The organism is Serratia inhibens (assembly GCF_003591175.1).
GTDB lineage: Bacteria > Pseudomonadota > Gammaproteobacteria > Enterobacterales > Enterobacteriaceae > Serratia > Serratia inhibens.
Genome location: NZ_QYYG01000007.1, coordinates 187,008 through 206,536, shown reverse-complemented (window position 1 = coordinate 206,536; position 19,529 = coordinate 187,008). Strand labels below are relative to the sequence as shown.

The window sequence follows — 19,529 nt, the reverse complement described above, 5'->3', positions numbered from 1 at the left end:
GCCCGGTATTGAACCGGGCCCCTGAGGTGTGAAGCAGAAGGGATATTACACTTCCAGATAGCTCATGATGCCATCGGCGGCTTTACGGCCTTCGGCAATCGCCGTGACGACCAGATCTGAACCGCGCACCGCATCGCCACCGGCGAAGATTTTCGGGTTGCTGGTCTGGAAGGCGTTATCGATGCCTTCCGGTGCCACAATGCGGCCCTGCTTGTCGAGTTGAACGTCATGTGCCGCCAGCCAGTCCATCTTGTGCGGACGGAAACCAAACGCCAACACTACGGCATCGGCATCGATCACGTGCTCGGAACCCGGCACTTGCTCAGCGACCTGACGGCCATTGGCATCCGGCTCACCCAATTGAGTGCGAACCATTTTCACACCGGCGACGCGGCCGGCGCTGTTCAGTTCGATGCTCAGCGGCTGCAGATTGAACTTGAATTCAACCCCTTCCTCACGCGCATTTTTCACTTCGCGTTTGGAACCCGGCATATTGGCCTCATCACGACGGTAGGCGCAGATAACCTGAGTTGCGCCCTGGCGGATAGAAGTACGCACGCAGTCCATTGCGGTATCGCCACCGCCCAGAACCACAACGCGTTTGCCTTCCATGTTGACATACGGCTCGTGCTGCTCGGCTTCATAACCCATCAACTGCTTGGTATTGGCGATCAGGAATGGCAGTGCGTCATAGACGCCCGGCGCTTCTTCGTTCTCCAATCCGCCGCGCATCGACTGATAGGTGCCGACGCCAAGGAACACGGCGTCGAACTCGTTCAGCAGCGCATCCATGGTGATGTCCTTGCCCACTTCGGTATTCAGCTGGAACTCAATGCCCATCTCGCTGAAGATGCCACGGCGTTTCACCATCACTTCTTTTTCCAGCTTGAAGGCCGGAATACCGAAGGTCAGCAGGCCGCCGATCTCCGGATGACGATCGTAAACCACCGCTTTCACGCCGTTACGGGTCAACACATCGGCACAGGCCAGGCCGGCCGGACCGGCACCAATCACCGCCACCCGCTTGCCGGTAGGCTGCACGTGGGACATGTCCGGCTTCCAGCCCATTTCGATCGCTTTATCGCTGATATAGCGTTCGATGTTACCGATGGTCACAGCACCAAACTCGTCGTTCAGGGTACAGGAACCTTCACACAGGCGATCCTGCGGGCAGACGCGGCCGCACACTTCCGGCAGGCTGTTGGTCTGGTGCGCCAGATCCGCCGCCTCCATGATGCGGCCTTCGTTCGCCAGCTTCAGCCAGTTCGGGATGTAGTTGTGAACCGGGCATTTCCATTCGCAATAAGGGTTGCCGCAGGAAAGACAACGGTCCGCCTGCGCTTTCGCCTGAGTTTCCGAAAACGGCTCGTAAATCTCTACAAACTCAATTTTACGGATCTTCAGCGGTTTTTTTGGCGGATCAACGCGCTGCAGGTCGATAAATTGATAAACATTCTGACTCATTAATGACCTCTTACTGCGCCTGAACCCGCAGCTCGGCTGCGGAACGACTACGGTGACCCAACAATGCTTTGACATCACTGGACTTCGGCTTGACCAGAGCGAACTTCGGCGCCCATTCCGGCCAGTTAGCCAGAATCTCTTCCCCGCGCGCAGAACCGGTCGCTTGCACGTGTTCGGTAATCAAACCGCGCAGGTGCTCCTCATGAATGGCCAGTTGGTCGACATCCAATACCTCCACCAGCTCCGGGTTCACGCGTTTGCGGAATTCGCCATCTTCATCCAGCACGTAAGCGAAGCCACCGGTCATGCCCGCACCAAAGTTGATGCCGGTTTTACCCAGTACACAGACGATGCCGCCGGTCATGTATTCACAACCGTTATCACCAATGCCTTCAACTACGGTGATGGCGCCGGAGTTACGCACCGCGAAGCGCTCACCCGCACGGCCTGCAGCGAACAGCTTGCCGCCGGTGGCGCCGTACAGACAGGTGTTGCCGATAATGCTCGCTTCATGGCTGCGGAAGGCAGAACCAATCGGTGGGCGTACGGCGATACGGCCGCCGGCCATGCCTTTGCCAACATAGTCGTTGGCGTCGCCGGTCAGGGTCAGCTCAACGCCGCCCGCATTCCATACGCCGAAGCTCTGGCCTGCGGTGCCTGAGAAATAGGCCTTGATCGGGTCAGCTGCCATGCCCTGATCGCCATGCACGGTGGCAATAGCGCCGGACAGAGTGGCACCCACTGAACGGTCGGTGTTACGGATATCGAAGTAGAAGGTCTTGCTGTGCTTCGCTTCGATATGCGGCTCTGCCTGCGCCAGCAGATCTTTGTTCATCAACCCTTTGTCGAACGGCGGGTTGCTGCTTTCGGTGCAGTACAGCGCCTTGCCTGGATGCGGCGTTGCGGTTTTCAGCAGCGGCGACAGATCCAGCTTGTTCTGCTTGGCGGAGATGCCGTCCAGCTCGGTCAGGAACTCAGTGCGGCCAATCAGATCAACCAATTGGCTGACACCCAGCTGCGCCATGATCTCGCGGGTTTCACGCGCGATGAACTGGAAGTAGTTGGTTACGCGTTCCGGCAGGCCGTGATAGTGATCGCGGCGCAGTTTTTCATCCTGAGTCGCCACGCCGGTTGCGCAGTTGTTCAGATGACAGATACGCAGGTATTTACAACCCAGCGCCACCATCGGGCCGGTGCCGAAGCCGAAGCTTTCTGCACCGAGGATCGCCGCTTTGACGATATCCACGCCGGTTTTCAGGCCGCCATCCACCTGCAGGCGGATTTTGTGGCGCAGGCCGTTAGCCACCAGCGCCTGCTGAGTTTCCACCAGGCCCAGTTCCCACGGGCAACCGGCGTATTTCACTGAAGACAGTGGGCTGGCGCCGGTACCGCCGTCGTAACCGGCGATAGTGATCAGATCGGCATAGGCTTTCGCCACGCCGGTCGCGATGGTGCCGACACCCGGTTCGGAAACCAGCTTCACCGAGATCATCGCCTTCGGGTTGACCTGTTTCAGGTCGAAAATCAGCTGCGCCAGATCTTCGATCGAATAGATGTCATGGTGCGGCGGTGGAGAAATCAGGGTTACACCCGGCACCGAATAACGCAGCTTGGCGATATAAGGCGTCACTTTATCGCCAGGCAACTGGCCGCCTTCACCCGGTTTTGCCCCTTGCGCCACTTTAATCTGGATCACGTCGGCATTCACCAGGTAGGCTGGCGTCACGCCGAAACGGCCGGATGCCACCTGCTTGATGCGTGAAACCTTGTTGGTGCCGTAACGCGCAGGATCTTCGCCGCCTTCACCGGAGTTGGAGAAACCGCCGAGGCTGTTCATCGCGATGGCCAGCGATTCGTGGGCCTCCGGGCTCAGTGCGCCGATAGACATGGCTGCGGTATCGAAGCGTTTGAACAGCGATTCTGCCGGCTCTACCTGGTCGACCGGAATCGGCGTGCCCTGCGGCGTAATGGCCAGCAGGTCACGCAGCATGGCGACCGGGCGTTCATTCACCAGTTTGGCATAAGCCTGATAGTCGCTGTATTTGCCGCTGTGCACCGCAGTTTGCAAGGTGCTAACCACGTCAGGGTTGTACGCATGGTACTCGCCGCCGTGGACGAACTTCAGCAGGCCGCCCTGTTCCAACGGTTTGCGTTTCAGCCATGCGCGCTTGGACAGGTTCTGCAAATCCTGCTGGAAGTCGCTGAAGCTGGCGCCGCCGATGCGGCTGACTACGCCCTGGAAGCAGAGATCGGACAAATCACGATGCAGACCGACCGCTTCAAACAGTTTGGCGCAGCGGTAAGAGGCGATAGTCGAGATGCCCATTTTGGACATGATCTTGTACAGGCCTTTATTGATGCCGTTGCGGTAGTTCAGCATCACGTCGCGGTATTTCTTGTCGATCGCCTGGGTATCTACCAGTTTGGCCAGCGTTTCGTAGGCCAGGTACGGGTAAACCGCAGTCGCGCCGAAGCCCAACAGCACGGCGAAGTGGTGCGGATCGCGGGCGCTGGCGGTTTCGACGATAATGTTGGCATCGCAACGCAGGTTTTTCTCTACCAAACGGGTCTGGATCGCGCCTACTGCCATCGGTGCGGGCACCGGCAGACGGTTGGCTGCGATGGCGCGATCGGACAGCACCAGCAGCACGGCGCCGTCGCGGACTTTACGTTCCGCTTCGTCGCACAGGGCGCGGATGGTCTGCTCCAGATCCTGTACTGCGGGATCGAAGGTCAGATCGAGCGTGTCAGCGCGATAATATTCGCCTTCCAGCGTGGTGAGCTGCTTGAAGTCTGAGTAGAGCAGGATCGGCGATTTGAAGCTCAGGCGGTGTGCCTGGCCTTCGGCCTCGCAGAACACGTTCATTTCGCGGCCGATGCTGGTCGCCAGCGACATCACATGTGCTTCGCGCAGCGGGTCGATTGGCGGGTTGGTCACCTGCGCGAACTGCTGACGGAAATAATCGTAAACGATGCGCGGACGGCTGGAGAGCACCGCAAATGGGGTATCGTCACCCATCGAACCGGTGGCTTCCTGGCCGATCTCGCCCAGCACGCGGATCACCTGATCCAGTTCTTCGCTGCTGTAGCCGAACTGCTTCTGATAGGTCTCGAGCTGTGAGTCGTCGAGTTCACGGCTGCCGACCTGATCTTCAGGCAGATCCTCGAACGGCACCAGGCGCTTGACGTTCTTTTCCATCCACTCTTTATACGGGTGGCGGCTTTTCAGATCGTCGTCGGTTTCGGCAGAGTGCAGGATCTTGCCGCTGCGGGTATCGATCACCATCAGTTCGCCAGGGCCAACGCGGCCTTTTTCCACCACTTCATCCGGCTGGTAATCCCAGATGCCGACTTCGGAGGCGCAGGTGATCAGTTTGTCTTTGGTTATCACATAACGCGCCGGGCGCAGACCGTTACGGTCCAGGTTACAGGCGGCGTAGCGGCCATCGGACATCACGATGCCGGCCGGGCCGTCCCACGGCTCCATGTGCATCGAGTTGAAGTCGAAGAAGGCGCGCAGGTCGGTGTCCATGTCCGGGTTGTTCTGCCAGGCCGGCGGCACCAGCAAACGCATGGCGCGGATCAGGTCCATGCCCCCCGCCAGCAGCAGTTCCAGCATGTTGTCCAGCGAACTGGAGTCGGAACCGGTTTCGTTAACGAAGGGGGCGGCGGTTTGCAAATCCGGGATCAGCGGCGTCTGGAATTTATAAGTACGAGCGCGCGCCCATTGGCGGTTGCCGGTGATGGTGTTGATCTCACCGTTGTGCGCCAAATAACGGAACGGCTGCGCGAGCGGCCAGCGCGGTACGGTGTTGGTGGAGAAACGCTGGTGGAACAGGCAGATGGCCGATTCCAGGCGCAGGTCCGCCAGATCGAGATAGAAACGCGGCAGATCCGCAGGCATGCACAGGCCTTTATAGATCGTGACCAGATTCGAGAAGCTGCAGACATAGAAGCTGTCGTCCTGAACGCGTTTTTCGATACGGCGACGCGCCACAAACAGGCGGCGTTCCATATCGCGCGGACGCCAACCTGCCGGGGCGTTCACGAAGATCTGTTCAATGCGCGGCAGGGAAGAGAGGGCGATTTCACCCAAAACGTCCGGGTTGGTCGGCACTTCACGCCAGCCGACGACCGACAGCGTTTCATTTTGCAGCTCTTCTTCCACAATGCGGCGGCTGGCACGGGCTTCCTCTTCGTTCTGGCTGAGGAACATCATGCCAACGGCGTAGTTCTTGGCTAAACGCCAGCCGCGCTCTTCCCCAACCATGCGGAAAAAGCGATCGGGCTTTTGCAATAACAGGCCGCAACCGTCGCCAGTCTTGCCGTCAGCAAGAATTGCGCCACGGTGCTGCATACGGGCCAGCGCGTGAATAGCAGTTCGCACCACCTTGTGGCTAGGTTCGCCTTCTATGTGGGCGATTAGGCCGAAACCACAGTTGTCCCTCTCAAGGGATTTATCGTACAACATATCAGTGAACCTCCCCAGGCTCTGCGTGACTCTTACAACCAACTGCGAGGGGGCTTCCCAACGTCAGGCGGAAGTCCAATCAGCAAGGTTACTATCGCCGATCTGCTTTTCCGCCCTCCATCAATGGCCTCTCGTGACGGTTCTCACAAGTGGTGAATGACTTGTTTTAAGAGGGAGTCTTAAATAACTGCATAAATATGACGAGACGTTTGCCCGTCCAGAAAGCTTCCAGCGGACTTCCAACTTAGCGAGAAAGAATACGCAGGTCAAATATAGGCTTAAGAGGGTTTTTTATTGAATTAATGCGGGTTATCTTTTTGAATATTAATGATTTTTACATGAATTTACGGTGATGGCGAGGAGCGTCCGGCTCCGGGGAAATGTGAGCTGTCTCACTATAGTGCAACCTCTGAATCTCTGCACCATGCTAGTGCGGGTGGGAATCTCGGAATTTTATTCTATTAAGTTATGCTTTCTTGTTATTTGTAACTATTTTTCATCGCTTTGTCATACAGGCGTTAACGGTTACGTGAGAATAAGAAAAATTCATCGTGGCTCGTGTGATTTTATTTGCATTTATAATGAATAGTTATGCCTGCTGAAGCCTTGCGGGGAAAGCGTTGATCTCTGTCATCGCGGGAAAAGCCGTTTCTTATTAGCATCACGGGCTTTGAGCACAGAGAAAGACAAGATTATGCAGTTGCCGCAATTAGTCAATATGTTTGGCGCCGATCTCCAGCGCCGCTACGGCGAAAAGATCCACAAGCTCACGCTGCACGGCGGTTTCAGCTGCCCAAATCGTGACGGTACCCTGGGGCGCGGCGGCTGTACTTTCTGCAACGTGGCCTCCTTTGCGGACGAACAGATGCAGCGCCAGAGCATTGCCGAACAACTGACGCTGCAGGCCGGCAGGGTCAACCGCGCAAAACGTTACCTGGCCTACTTTCAGGCTTATACCAGTACTTATGCAGAAGTGAGCCTGCTGGCGGAGATGTATCGGCAAGCGCTGGCGCAGGCCGATATGGTCGGGATCTGCGTTGGTACGCGGCCGGACTGCGTACCCTCTGCCGCGCTGGATCTGCTGGCGGGCTACCTTGAACAAGGGTATGAGGTTTGGCTCGAGCTGGGTCTGCAGACTGCGCACGATAAAACGCTGAAACGCATTAATCGCGGCCACAATTTCTCCTGTTATCAGCACACCGCCCGACTGGCGCGCGAACGCGGGTTGAAGGTGTGCAGCCACCTGATCGTCGGCTTGCCGGGAGAAACTGCGGCCGATCATCTGGCTACGCTGCGGCAGGTGGTGGACAGCGGCGTGGATGGCATCAAGCTGCACCCGCTGCATATTGTTGCCGGCAGCACCCTGGCGAGAGTCTGGCGTGCCGGGCGGATGCCTGAACTGGCGCTGGAGGAATACGCTGCCAGCGCCGGGGAGATGATCCGCCATACGCCGAAAGAGATTGTCTATCACCGCATCTCCGCCAACGCCCGTCGACCGACGCTGTTGGCACCATTATGGTGCGAAAACCGCTGGAATGGCATGCAGGCGGTCGGTGGTTATCTGCAGCGATATGGCGGGCAGGGCAGCGGTTTGGACGAAAAGCGGCAATATCGCCCTTGATCGCTGTTTTGATTTGCAAACTTTCCCACACTTCGGCGTTTGCTTCCTTATCTCACCGAGGTTTTACGGTATGATTTAACCGATTCTGTCTGATGGGAGCCGCTATGAAGCAAATCCGGGTGTTAGCCCAGTACTACGTTGATTTAATGGTGAAACTGGGGCTGGTACGCTTTTCGCTGCTGCTGGCTTCGGCGCTGGTGGTACTGGCGATGGTGGTGCAGATGGCGGTGACCATGCTGCTGCGCGGCGAGGTAGAAAGCATCGACGTGGTGCGTTCGATCTTCTTCGGCCTGCTGATTACGCCGTGGGCGGTGTATTTTCTGTCGGTAGTGGTCGAACAACTGGAAGAATCTCGCCAGCGCCTGGCGCGGCTGGTCGATAAACTGGAAGAAATGCGCCACCGCGATCTGGAGCTGAACCAGCAGCTTAAAGACAATATCAGCCAGCTGAATCAGGAAATCGCCGACCGTATCAAGGCGGAGGAAGATCGCCAGCAGGTGATGAACAAGCTGACGGAAGAGATGGAACAGCGCGAACTGGCGCAGATTGAGCTGGGGCAACAATCGGCGCTGTTGCGTTCGTTCCTCGATGCTTCCCCTGACCTGGTGTATTACCGCAACGAAGACAAAGAATTCTCCGGCTGTAACCGGGCGATGGAGCTGCTGACCGGCAAAAGCGAAAAACAGCTGATCGGCCTGACGCCGTTTGACGTCTATAGCCGGGAAATCGCCGAAAAGGTGATAGAAACCGACGAGAAGGTCTTTCGGCATAACGTCTCCCTGACCTACGAACAGTGGCTGGTTTACCCGGATGGCCGCAAGGCCTGTTTCGAGCTGCGCAAGGTACCGTTTTACGATCGCGTGGGTAAACGTCATGGGTTGATGGGCTTTGGCCGCGATATAACCGAGCGTAAGCGCTACCAGGACGCGCTGGAGAACGCCAGCAGGGACAAGACCACCTTCATCTCAACGATCAGCCACGAGCTTCGTACGCCGCTTAACGGCATAGTCGGGCTGAGCCGCATTCTGCTCGATACCGATTTGAACGATGAACAGCTGAAATACCTGAAGACCATCCATGTCAGCGCCATCACGCTGGGCAATATCTTCAATGACATTATCGAGATGGACAAACTCGAGCGGCGGAAAGTGCAGCTCGACAACCAGCCGGTGGATTTTACCGGTTTCCTGGCGGATCTGGAAAACCTCTCCGGCCTGCTGGCGCAGCCAAAGGGCCTGCAATTCGTGATGGAGCCGCAATCGCCGCTGCCCCAACAAATCATTACGGACGGCACCCGCCTGCGGCAGATCCTGTGGAACCTGATCGGCAATGCCGTGAAGTTTACCCCTCAGGGGCAGATTGTGGTGCGCGTGCGGCGTGAAGAGCAGGATCGGCTGGTGTTTGAAGTGGAAGACTCCGGTATGGGCATTCCGCAGGACGAACAGGACAAAATCTTCGCCATGTATTATCAGGTGAAAGATCAGCACGGTGGCCGCCCGGCGACCGGCACCGGCATTGGGCTGGCCGTTTCCAAGCGGCTGGCGCAGAGCATGGGCGGCGATATCGCCGTCAGCAGCGTGCAGGGGCACGGTTCTTGCTTCACCTTGACCATCAATGCGCCGGCGGTGCTGGAAGCGGAAAGCGAGACGCGGGCCGAAGAGGACCTGCCGTTGCCGGCGCTGCATATCCTGCTGGTGGAAGATATCGAACTGAACGTGATTGTGGCGCGTTCGGTGCTGGAAAAGCTCGGCAACAGCGTGGACGTGGCGATGAACGGCGCCGACGCGCTGGCGATGTTCGATCCGGACGAGTTTGATCTGGTGCTGCTGGACATCCAACTGCCGGACATGACGGGGCTGGATATCGCCCGGGTGCTGCGCGAACGTTATGCCGGGCAAGCGCTGCCGCCGCTGGTTGCCTTGACCGCCAACGTACTGAAGGACAAAAAAGAGTATCTCGACGCGGGAATGGACGATGTACTGAGCAAACCGCTTTCGGTACCGGCGTTGACCAAAGTCATTAAACATTACTGGGATCATCAACCCTCTCACACCACAAAGAAAACGGAGCAAAAGGCGATGCAGATTAATGAGTCGTTACTGGATACCACAATGCTGGAACAGTACATGGACCTGGTGGGACCACAACTGATTCATCAGAGCCTGGAAATGTTTGAGCAGATGATGCCGGGCTATCTGGCGGTGCTGGACTCCAATATGACGGCGCGTGACCAGAAAGGCATCGCCGAAGAAGGGCATAAAATCAAGGGCGCTTGCGGTTCGGTTGGCCTGCGCCATCTGCAGCAGCTTGCACAGCAAATTCAGACCCCGACGCTGCCGGCGTGGTGGGATAACGTGCAGGATTGGGTTGATGAGCTGAAGCAGGAATGGCGCAACGACGTGCAGGTACTGCGTGAGTGGGTTGCGAACGCTGAAAAAAAATGACCCCGACCTAGGCCGGGGTGCGCGAATATTGCGCCAACACCAGGGAAATTGTGAACCTGCGTATTGGTATTCAGTGTTCTGGTCGAGCAGGTTGTAGAGAATTCCTAAACATCATACAGCCAACAACATAGCAAATGTAAGCGCTCTTGTTAGAAGATTCATTAAAATGTGTGATGTAGATTAGTGTTTGTTAACTCCGAGCACTAACCAGTTGACAGTCTTAAGAGGAGTACGGGTGATGAAAAGCGTTGGCGTTGTGCTGAGCGGCTGCGGAGTTTATGACGGTGCGGAGATCCATGAAGCCGTCCTGACGCTGCTTGCCTTGGACCGGGCGGGGGCACAGGCGGTGTGCTTTGCACCGGATAAATCTCAACTTCATGTTATTAATCACTTAACCGGCGATGAAGTGCCGGAAGAACGCAATGTTTTGGTCGAGTCGGCGCGTATTGCCAGAGGGAACATTCAGCCGCTTTCGCAGGCCGATGCCAGCCAGTTGGACGCGCTGATCGTACCCGGTGGATTTGGCGTGGCGAAGAACCTCAGCAGCTTCGCCAGTGAAGGGGCAGAATGCTGGATTGATAAAGATTTGGCTAAGTTAACGCAGCAAATGCATAAGGCAAATAAACCAATTGGTTTTATGTGTATTAGCCCCGCATTGCTGCCGAAGCTGTTGGATCAACAAGTGCGGCTGACCATTGGCAACGATCCTGACCTGGGTGAAGTGATTGATGCCATGGGTGGCGAGCCGGTTATTTGCCCGGTTGATGACATCGTGGTGGATATCGAGAACAAAGTGGTGACCACGCCGGCCTATATGTTGGCGAAATCTATCGGCGAGGCGGCCGACGGGATTGATAAGCTGGTTTCACGGGTACTGGATTTAGTTGAATGAGAAAGTCCGCGGGCAAATCGATTTTTTCCCGACCCTGGTTTTGGCTGAAGCGTGGAGTTATTGCTCTTGTTGGCCTGTGGCTGCTTGGGATCGCGGTTTTTGCTTTCTTGCCGGTGCCTTTTTCTGCGGTGATGGTTGAGCGGCAGGTCGGCGCCTGGCTGAGCGGCGATTTTGGCTATGTGGCGCACTCCGACTGGGTATCTATGGACGATATTTCCCCGCAGATGGCGCTGGCTGTCATGGCGGCGGAGGACCAGAAGTTCCCTGAACATTGGGGTTTCGACGTGGCGGCGATCGAAAAGGCGCTCAGCCACAACGAACGTCGCCCCACACGCATTCGCGGTGCCTCCACGCTGTCGCAGCAAACGGCGAAAAACCTGTTTCTGTGGGATGGCCGCAGTTGGCTGCGCAAGGGGTTGGAAGCCGGGCTGACGTCGGGGATTGAGCTGGTGTGGACCAAACGGCGCATCCTGACGGTTTACCTGAATATCGTTGAGTTTGGTGATGGGGTATTCGGTGTGGAAGAGGCGTCGCAACGCTTTTTCAATAAGCCGGCTAAACGCCTGACCGCTTCTGAAGCGGCGCTGCTGGCGGCGGTGTTGCCGAACCCGCATCGTTTCAAGGCCGGTGCGCCTTCCGGCTATGTGATTCAACGGCAGCAGTGGATTATGCGCCAGATGCGGCAACTGGGTGGGGAAGGTTTTTTGAAAGAAAATAACCTGGATTAGCGCGCCGGGATAAAGCTTTCAGGCCCATCCCGGCGCAGCAGGTTATTTCACAAAGGTAAAGGCGGTGGTGACGTGCTTCACGCCGCTCACCTGGCTGGCGATCTGCGCGGCCGATTGCGCTTCCTGTTGTGTGACCAGGCCCAGCAAGAACACCTCGCCGTTTTCGGTGGTGACTTTCACGTTAGAGGATTTCACCGTGTCGCTGGTCAGCAACTGTGAACGGACCTTGGTGGTGATCCAGGTATCCGAGGACGCAGTGCTCAGGCTGACCGGCGTTCCCTGACGGATCTCGTTATACACTTCGGCCGTGCCTTCAACGCCCATCGCTATTTGCTTGGCGCGGGCGGCAAGGTCGGTGCTCGGCGACTGGCCGGTCAGCAACACTTTCCCCTGATAGGCGGTAGCAACCACCCGAGCGTCTTTCTTCAGTTGTTGATCTTTACTCAGGGCGTTTTCGACCCGGGCTTCCAACGTGCCGTCGTCTACCTGAGTGCCTACGCTGCGCGGATCGGTGGCGCTCTTGGTGGCGACAGCTGCGCTGCCGACGACAACGCCGGCAATACAGCCTTGTAACAGCAGGGCGCTGGACAGCACTGCAAATGTGGCTTTCAGCTTCATCTCAGTTCCTTAATCGTCCTGGTGGGGAAACAACGTATTATCTATCAGGTCGCATAGGCAATTAACTGTGAGCATATGCATTTCCTGAATGCGAGCACTGCGATGCGATGGGATACGGATCTCGACATCCTGTTGGCCGAGCAAACCGGCCAGTTCCCCGCCGTCGTAACCGGTGAGCGCGACAATCGTCATATCACGCGTCACTGCGGCTTCGACCGCTTTCACAATATCACGGCTGTTGCCGCGGGTGGAAATTGCCAGCAAGACGTCGCCGGCATGGCCGAGGGCGCGCACCTGCTTGGCATAGACTTCATCGTGCAGACGATCGTTGGTGATCGCCGTCAGCACCACGTTATCGGCGTTCAGGGCAATAGCCGGCAGGCTTGGGCGCTCGGTTTCAAAGCGATTGATCATGCTGGCGGCGAAATGCTGCGCGTTGGCCGCCGAGGTACCGTTGCCGCAGCACAGAATTTTATTACCGTTAAGTAAGGATTGAACCAGCGTCATCGCGGCACGCGAGATGGCGTCGGGCAAGGCTTCCGCCGCCGCAATCTGGGTTTGGATGCTTTCGGTAAAACAGGCTTTAATTCTATCCAGCACGTTGTATTAATCCACTAAGTCAAAGGGCCGGTCTGCACCGGTAAACCATGATTAATCCGCATTGAAGGCATTGGGTATCCATTCTAACTGGCTACCGGTCATGGCCAAAACATCAAAACGGCAAGACGATGTGTCAAAACTGGCTCCGCGCCCCGCCAACCAAACGGCGGCGGCATGCAGCAATCGCTGCTGTTTACGGTAAGTCACACTGGCGGCCGCACCGCCAAAGGCGTCGCTGCGGCGGTAGCGGACTTCAACAAACACCCAGGTTTGGCCATCGCGCATGATGAGATCGAGCTCACCGCCGCGCAGCGTAACGTTGGCGGCGAAGAAGGTGAGCCCGGCGCGTTCCAGATAGCGGCGGGCCTGTAACTCATAGCCCGCCCCCTTGGCGCGTTGACTCAAGAGACCGGAACGACCATTCCCTGACGGTATTGCAGCCAAGGCAGTTTCCTGTTGATCACACAGCTCGGTGAGGCGGTCAGCATGCCGGTGGAGCCGGACACCTGGAAACCGGGGAGCTGGCGCATTTCAGCAAAGTGATTGGCCAATGTCCAGGCATCCATCCCCATTGCGTACAGACGCACCAGCGAATAGTCGTTGCGGAACCGGCTGCTCGCCTGCTGCAACAGCTGCGGGTTGGCCCCGGCCAACAGCGGGATATCGCTGAACTGCAGGCCTTCCATCTCCAGGCGGAAGTCCGGGCCGGCACCGGCCTGATAACTGCGTGAGCTGGCGTACATTGCCGGTTTGCTGCGCGAGGTGGTGGCCATGTCGATCATCGGTTTGATCAGCGTCAGTTGGGACTGGGTCGCCACGATATAGACCGCATCCACGTTATCGCCGGACTCGGCAGGCACATCGCTTGGCGGCGCCGGAATGGTCAGCCCGGCAATGGTTACGGCCTGCGGAGCCGGTGCTGCGGAGATCGGCGTACCGGTCATGCGGATGCCACCGCTGTTCACCGACTGACGCAGTTCGCCGGCAGAGCCGATGCCTTGTTGCAGCACGGTCTGACCGCCCAGTTTTTGCCACTCCTGGTTAAAGGCTTTGGCAATGCGATCGCCGAACGAACCGCGCGGGATCAGCAGCAGCGGCTGGCGCTTTTGTTGTTCCCACATGTGACGGGCCGCGTCGCGCGCTTCGTCTTCCGGCGACAAGGCGAAGTAACAGATGTTCGGATTGTCTTTCGGCGTTCCCGGCTGATTGAGTGCCAGCACGTTCAGCGTGGTGGTGGTGCCGGACAACTGATCGACGTTCTCTTTCAGCAGCGGGCCCACCACCAGAGTGGCGCCGTCCTGCTGTGCCTGCGTCAGTATCGCGGCCAGCGGTTGGCTGGTGGTATCATACACTTTAATTTGCGCATTGGTGGCCTGCGGCGGCGTAATCGGCGCTTGGGACGGCGTAGAAGGCTGAGCCGCAGTCACGGAAGCGGTATCCGCAGATGGTGCCGAGGTGCTTACCGCACCGTTGGCATTGACGTCCGCAGAGGCTGAAGCCTGATCGGGATTGTTGGCAGGTTCAGATTGCTGTTGTGGTGCCTGTACAGGTGCGGCCATGCCGTTTTTCGCCGCTTCAAAACCTTGTTGGATCGCATCGGCGAACACTTTTGCCTGGCCGTTCATCGGCAGCAGCAGAGCAATTTTGGATGTGGAAGCTTGGGTAAAGTTCAGCACCTGATTCAGCTGCGCCGGCAATGTTTTCGCCGCCGGGTTCTGCGGGTAACGGTTTTGCCAGTCTTTGATGCCGGCTTTCAGCAGGTCGGGATCTTGCTTGTTATCTTGATAAACGCGCAGTAAATCCAGCCAGCCTTGCAACACATTTTCATTGGCATCGATCACCAGGCTGTTCATGTCCTGCGGCGTCAACTGCAGCAGCGCCAGCCAGGTTTGATCCAGATTGGTTTGATGAGCCTTGCCGGTCAGCAGCGGTTCCTGCGCAACGTAGGCGCGGATCAGCGGCAGAGAGGCTTTGCCCTGATTGGCGGCGATCTGCGCCTGGTAGAAGCGCACCAATTGGTTGGCTGACAGCGAACCGTTATCCAGATGGCCCAGCGTGCTGCGGGCGCTCACGTAACTTTTGTTCGCCACCTGCAATTCTGCGGTCAACAACTGGCGTTCAACTTGCTGAACGCTGCTGAGGTTTTTCGGCAGTTGCTTCAGTTGTTCACCGGCCTGCGGCAGTTTTCCTTCACGTAACAGTGCGCGAATAGCAAGTAATTGCCAGTCAGCCTTGTTATCATCGCTACTTTGTTGCAGCTGCTTCAGATAGTAATCGGAGCTGGCGCTCGCTTCGTCCTGTATATTGACGGACGGCGTCTGTGGGGCCTGACCAGGACAGCCTGCAAGGAACAGGGCTGCCGCGATAACTGCGGTAAGTCGGACAGGCATTGAACGCCCTGCTTTGGTACGAACGAATGTTGAGGAAAGCATACTGTATCCAGTGATGTTTTTTTCAAGATGCTCAATATTAAATCGGCAACCCGGATGAAACAATGAATCAACACCAACAATCAGTCATTTCTGCATCAACGCTGTATGTGGTGCCCACCCCCATCGGCAATTTGGGGGATATTACCCACCGTGCGTTAGAGGTACTGAAAAGCGTTGATCTGATTGCGGCCGAGGACACGCGCCACACCGGGCTGCTGTTGCAACACTTTGCGATTAGCGCGCGGCTGTTTGCGCTGCATGACCATAACGAACAACAAAAGGCGGACCAACTGCTGGCGAAACTGCAGGAAGGTCAGAGCATTGCGCTGGTTTCCGATGCCGGCACGCCGTTGATCAACGATCCCGGTTATCACCTGGTGCGCCGTTGCCGCGAAGCCGGCATTCGCGTGGTACCGCTGCCGGGCGCCTGTGCGGCAACCACCGCACTCTGTGCCGCCGGTGTTGCTTCAGACCGCTTCTGTTACGAAGGGTTCCTGCCGGCGAAAACCAAGGGGCGTAAGGATACGCTGATGGCGCTGGCAGAGGAACCGCGCACATTGATTTTCTACGAATCGACCCACCGGTTGCTGGAAAGTTTGCAGGACATGGTCACGGTGTGGGGGCCGCAGCGCTATGTGGTGCTGGCGCGTGAGCTGACCAAAACCTGGGAGTCCATCACGGGTGCGCCGGTGGGTGAACTGCTGGCCTGGGTGCAGGAAGACGAAGTGCGTCGCCGCGGCGAAATGGTGCTGATCGTCGAAGGCCATAAGGCGCAGGATGACGCATTGCCGCTGGAAGCGTTGCGCACGCTGGCGTTGCTGCAAAAAGAATTGCCGCTGAAAAAGGCGGCGGCGCTGGCGGCGGAAATCCACGGCGTGAAGAAAAATGCGTTATATAAATACGCGTTAGAGCAACAAGAACAGTAAAGCGGTTGACCTGCCGTGAGCGCAACGCTACTATCCGCGCCGGAGTTGACCAGACAGTCGCCGCTTCACTGCCGTCCCTTTCGGGGGAGACAGGTGGAGGGGAGGAAAGTCCGGGCTCCATAGGGCAGGGTGCCAGGTAACGCCTGGGAGGCGCAAGCCTACGACTAGTGCAACAGAGAGCAAACCGCCGATGGCCCGCGCAAGCGGGATCAGGTAAGGGTGAAAGGGTGCGGTAAGAGCGCACCGCGCGGCTGGCAACAGTTCGTGGCACGGTAAACTCCACCCGGAGCAAGGCCAAATAGGGGTTCACATGGTACGGCCCGTACTGAACCCGGGTAGGCTGCTTGAGCCAGTGAGCGATTGCTGGCCTAGAGGAATGACTGTCCACGACAGAACCCGGCTTACCGGTCAACTCCCTCTATAAAGGAAACCCCGCGTGACGCAAGTTACGCGGGGTTTTTTCTATTTGTACTCAATGGGTTCGGCATGCCGCGCCCGCTTGATTCACACCGGCAAATCAATCAGCAGCGCGCGCAGCGGCGTTTCGGCGCGGATCGTCAGGCGGTTCTCTTCATGGATAAACGCCCCGTCGCCGCAGGTCAACCGTTGGCCTTCGTTACGGTCGCCATTGGCTTCAATGGTGCCGTGGATCGACTGCAGGTAAGCCCGTTGTCCGTTCAGCGCAAACGTCTGCTGTTCGCCCGGCTGTAAATCCAAATGATGGATCCATACCTGCTGTCGCAGTTGCAGGCTGCCTTGCGCACCGTCCGGTGACGCCAGCAATGTCGAGCCGTTATCCGGCAACGTCAGGCGCTGTACTCGCTCGTTGTTGCGCTCCGGGCAGGCGTCCAACCACAGTTGCAGACGGGTCAGCGGCGTATCGCTGCTGACGTTTTGTTCGCTGTAGCTCAGCCCGGGTTGCGTGGCCAACAACAAGGCTTCTCCGGTCTTGGCGCGCACGGTATTGCCGTCGTTGTCGCGGTATTCGGCTTCCCCCTGCAAGATCAGATTCAGGATATCCACGCTGGGATAGGTGCGTGGCTGGAACGACGCACCTGGCGCCAGCACCTCCTGATTCAGCACCCGCAATGAGGCGTAGCCCATCAGCTTGGGATCGAAGTAATGTCCAAAAGAAAAGGTGTAGCGAGCCTGCAGCCAACCAAAGTCAGCTTGCCCGCATTGTTGTGCTGTTCTGCATGTAATCATGGCAATCGGCTCTCTAAATTCATTATCCAAATGGTAAGCATCTGGACGCCGGATTGTTAGCCAGTTAATCTGGTCGGCATATTCAAATTTCCTGACAGAGAGATTCGATGGCCAGAGATCGGGCGTTAACGCTTGAAGCGTTAAGGGTTATGGATGCGATCGACCGACGTGGCAGCTTTGCTGCGGCAGCCGATGAGCTGGGGCGGGTGCCCTCGGCGCTCAGCTACACCATGCAAAAATTGGAAGAAGAATTGGATGTGGTGCTGTTCGATCGCTCCGGCCACCGTACCAAGTTCACCAACGTCGGGCGCATGTTGCTGGAGCGCGGACGGGTGCTGCTGGAGGCGGCAGACAAGCTGACCACGGATGCCGAAGCGCTGGCGCGCGGTTGGGAAACCCATTTGACCATCGTCAGTGAAGCGCTGTCGCCGGCGAGCAAACTGTTTCCGCTGGTCGACAAGCTGGCGCTGAAGGCCAATACCCAGGTATCGATCTTCACCGAAGTGCTGGCCGGTGCCTGGGAGCGGCTGGAACAAGGGCGCGCCGATATCGTTATCGCGCCGGACATGCATTTCCGCGCCTCGTCAGAAATCAACACCCGTAAACTGTACAAAGTGATGAGCGTGTATGTCGCAGCACCGGATCACCCCATTCATCTGGAGCCGGAACCCTTGTCCGAACTGACGCGCGTAAAGTACCGCGGCATTGCGGTGGCGGATACTGCCCGCGAACGGCCGGTGTTGACCGTACAGCTGTTGGACAAGCAGCAACGCCTGACGGTCAGCACCATTGGCGACAAGCGCCTGGCGCTGCTGGCCGGCCTGGGCGTGGCAACCATGCCTTATCCGCTGGTGGAAAAAGACATTGAAGAAGGGCGCCTGAGGGTGGTGGGCCCGGAATACAGCCGTGAGGCCGATATCATCATGGCCTGGCGGCGCGACAGCATGGGGGAGGCGAAAGCCTGGTTCCTGCGCGAAATTCCACGGCTCTTCGCTCAGCAGGAACGGCAGTAACGGGCCGCGTTCGGCCATTGATCGCCAAGGGCCCGCACGTGCAAGCACGGCGGGCCCTTGACTGTTTCCTCCTCCACTAAGAAAGAGGAAAACGGGCTAACTGAAACGTGTGTCGCGGCCGTGTGGCTCGTCCAGATCCTGCGCCGGCCCGATGGAAATAATGCCGTGCGGATTGATAGTGGTGTGGCTACGGTAATAATGGTTGCGGATGTGCGGCAGGCTAACCGTTTCGGCGATGCCCGGCATCTGGTAGATATCGCGCAGGAAGCCGTACAGGTTGAGATAATCGCTGATGCGGTGTTTGTCGCATTTAAAATGGGTGACATACACCGGATCGAAGCGCACCAACGTGGTCCACAGGCGCAGGTCGGCCTCGGTCAGGCGATCGCCGGTCAGGTAACGGTGTTGGCCCAGGATCTGCTCCAGCCGCGCCAACGCGTCAAACAACGCATTCACCGCTTCGTCATAGGCTTCCTGGCTGGTGGCGAAACCGGCCTTGTACACACCGTTATTCACCTGGTCATAAATCCAACCGTTCAGCTCATCGATTTTGCCGCGCAGGTCGTGGGGATAATAATCCCCCGCGCGAGCGCCGGCACCGTCAAATGCACTGTTGAACATGCGGATGATGTCGGCGGATTCATTGCTGACGATGGTCTGCTGCTGTTTGTCCCACAGCACCGGTACCGTTACGCGGCCGGTATAGTGTTCATCGGCGCGCAGGTAAAGCTGATAGAGAAAGTCTGAGTGATAGAGGCTGTCGCCGGTCGTTTCAGGGAAGTCCTGGCCGAAGGTCCAGCCGTTTTCCAGCATCAGCGGGTGTACCACGGAAACCGGGATAATCTGCTCCAACCCTTTCAGCTTGCGCATCAGCAAAGTGCGGTGCGCCCAAGGACAGGCGAGTGAAACATACAGGTGATAACGATCTTTCTCCGCTTTAAAACCGCCGGTACCGTGTTCGCCCGGCTGGCCGTCTGCGGTCACCCAGTTGCGGAACTGGGAGGTTGAGCGTTTGAAACGGCCTCCGGTGGACGATGTGTCATACCAGATGTCTTGCCAAACGCCATCGACGAGTTGTCCCATGATGATCTCCTTAGTGTCCGAGTGAAAAGCA

General features: G+C 57.6%; 14 protein-coding genes and 1 other RNA gene. 7 read left to right on the top strand and 8 right to left on the bottom strand.

The window, feature by feature from the left end:
• Positions 1-45 precede the first annotated feature (45 nt).
• Together D4100_RS19800 and gltB are read right to left on the bottom strand one after the other, a co-directional pair.
• The gene (locus tag D4100_RS19800; protein WP_006317086.1) at positions 46-1,464 is read right to left on the bottom strand and encodes a glutamate synthase small subunit; all 1,419 of its coding nucleotides are present in this window, start codon (positions 1,462-1,464) and stop codon (positions 46-48) included.
• A 10-nt stretch (positions 1,465-1,474) separates the two neighbouring features.
• Entirely contained in the window at positions 1,475-5,935 is a 4,461-nt protein-coding gene (gene gltB / locus D4100_RS19795; RefSeq protein ID WP_119805079.1) for a glutamate synthase large subunit, read from the bottom strand.
• Between the two features lie 694 nt (positions 5,936-6,629).
• Between gltB and mnmL the strand changes: the two genes are divergently transcribed.
• The 4 genes from mnmL to mtgA all read left to right on the top strand — a co-directional run bounded on the left by mnmL (position 6,630) and on the right by mtgA (position 11,620).
• The gene (gene mnmL, locus D4100_RS19790) at positions 6,630-7,556 is read left to right on the top strand and encodes a tRNA modification radical SAM protein MnmL/YtqA (protein ID WP_119805078.1); all 927 of its coding nucleotides are present in this window, start codon (positions 6,630-6,632) and stop codon (positions 7,554-7,556) included.
• A 104-nt stretch (positions 7,557-7,660) separates the two neighbouring features.
• Positions 7,661-10,000 carry an aerobic respiration two-component sensor histidine kinase ArcB gene (gene arcB / locus D4100_RS19785; RefSeq protein ID WP_119805077.1) on the top strand — a complete coding sequence of 780 codons (2,340 nt, stop codon included), beginning with the start codon at positions 7,661-7,663 and terminating at the stop codon, positions 9,998-10,000.
• A 238-nt stretch (positions 10,001-10,238) separates the two neighbouring features.
• Entirely contained in the window at positions 10,239-10,892 is a 654-nt protein-coding gene (gene elbB, locus D4100_RS19780; RefSeq protein WP_119805076.1) for an isoprenoid biosynthesis glyoxalase ElbB, read from the top strand.
• Positions 10,889-11,620, top strand: a complete 732-nt coding sequence (gene mtgA / locus D4100_RS19775; RefSeq protein ID WP_065506638.1) for a monofunctional biosynthetic peptidoglycan transglycosylase — start codon at positions 10,889-10,891, stop codon at positions 11,618-11,620. The genes elbB and mtgA overlap by 4 nt, the downstream gene beginning before the upstream one ends.
• 42 nt (positions 11,621-11,662) lie before the next feature.
• Here the strand turns inward: mtgA and dolP are convergent, their stop codons facing one another.
• The 4 genes from dolP to D4100_RS19755 are packed head-to-tail and all read right to left on the bottom strand — an operon-like array spanning position 11,663 to position 15,270.
• Positions 11,663-12,238 (bottom strand): division/outer membrane stress-associated lipid-binding lipoprotein, encoded by a 576-nt coding sequence (gene dolP / locus D4100_RS19770; protein ID WP_065506637.1) that lies wholly within the window; start codon positions 12,236-12,238, stop codon positions 11,663-11,665.
• Positions 12,239-12,247: 9 nt separating this feature from the next.
• Entirely contained in the window at positions 12,248-12,838 is a 591-nt protein-coding gene (diaA, locus tag D4100_RS19765) for a DnaA initiator-associating protein DiaA (RefSeq protein ID WP_020831820.1), read from the bottom strand.
• 51 nt (positions 12,839-12,889) lie between these two features.
• Positions 12,890-13,243, bottom strand: a complete 354-nt coding sequence (locus D4100_RS19760) for a YraN family protein (RefSeq protein WP_193395162.1) — start codon at positions 13,241-13,243, stop codon at positions 12,890-12,892.
• Positions 13,240-15,270: a penicillin-binding protein activator gene (locus D4100_RS19755; RefSeq protein WP_119805075.1), complete on the bottom strand. Its 2,031-nt coding sequence runs from the start codon at positions 15,268-15,270 to the stop codon at positions 13,240-13,242. Before D4100_RS19755 ends, D4100_RS19760 begins: the two co-directional genes overlap by 4 nt.
• A gap of 62 nt (positions 15,271-15,332) precedes the next feature.
• Here D4100_RS19755 and rsmI point away from each other — a divergent pair, with 62 nt between their 5' ends.
• Positions 15,333-16,196: a 16S rRNA (cytidine(1402)-2'-O)-methyltransferase gene (gene rsmI / locus D4100_RS19750; RefSeq protein ID WP_065506634.1), complete on the top strand. Its 864-nt coding sequence runs from the start codon at positions 15,333-15,335 to the stop codon at positions 16,194-16,196.
• Between the two features lie 41 nt (positions 16,197-16,237).
• Positions 16,238-16,616: RNase P RNA component class A (gene rnpB / locus D4100_RS19745), an RNA gene on the top strand.
• Between the two features lie 84 nt (positions 16,617-16,700).
• Here rnpB and D4100_RS19740 read toward each other — a convergent pair.
• Positions 16,701-17,402, bottom strand: a complete 702-nt coding sequence (locus tag D4100_RS19740; protein WP_065506633.1) for a pirin family protein — start codon at positions 17,400-17,402, stop codon at positions 16,701-16,703.
• Between the two features lie 107 nt (positions 17,403-17,509).
• Between D4100_RS19740 and D4100_RS19735 the strand changes: the two genes are divergently transcribed.
• On the top strand, positions 17,510-18,415 hold the full coding sequence (locus tag D4100_RS19735) for a LysR family transcriptional regulator (protein WP_065506632.1): 906 nt from the start codon (positions 17,510-17,512) through the stop codon (positions 18,413-18,415).
• A gap of 96 nt (positions 18,416-18,511) precedes the next feature.
• Here D4100_RS19735 and D4100_RS19730 read toward each other — a convergent pair whose 3' ends face one another.
• Positions 18,512-19,498: a glutathione S-transferase family protein gene (locus tag D4100_RS19730; protein WP_119805074.1), complete on the bottom strand. Its 987-nt coding sequence runs from the start codon at positions 19,496-19,498 to the stop codon at positions 18,512-18,514.
• Positions 19,499-19,529 lie beyond the last annotated feature (31 nt).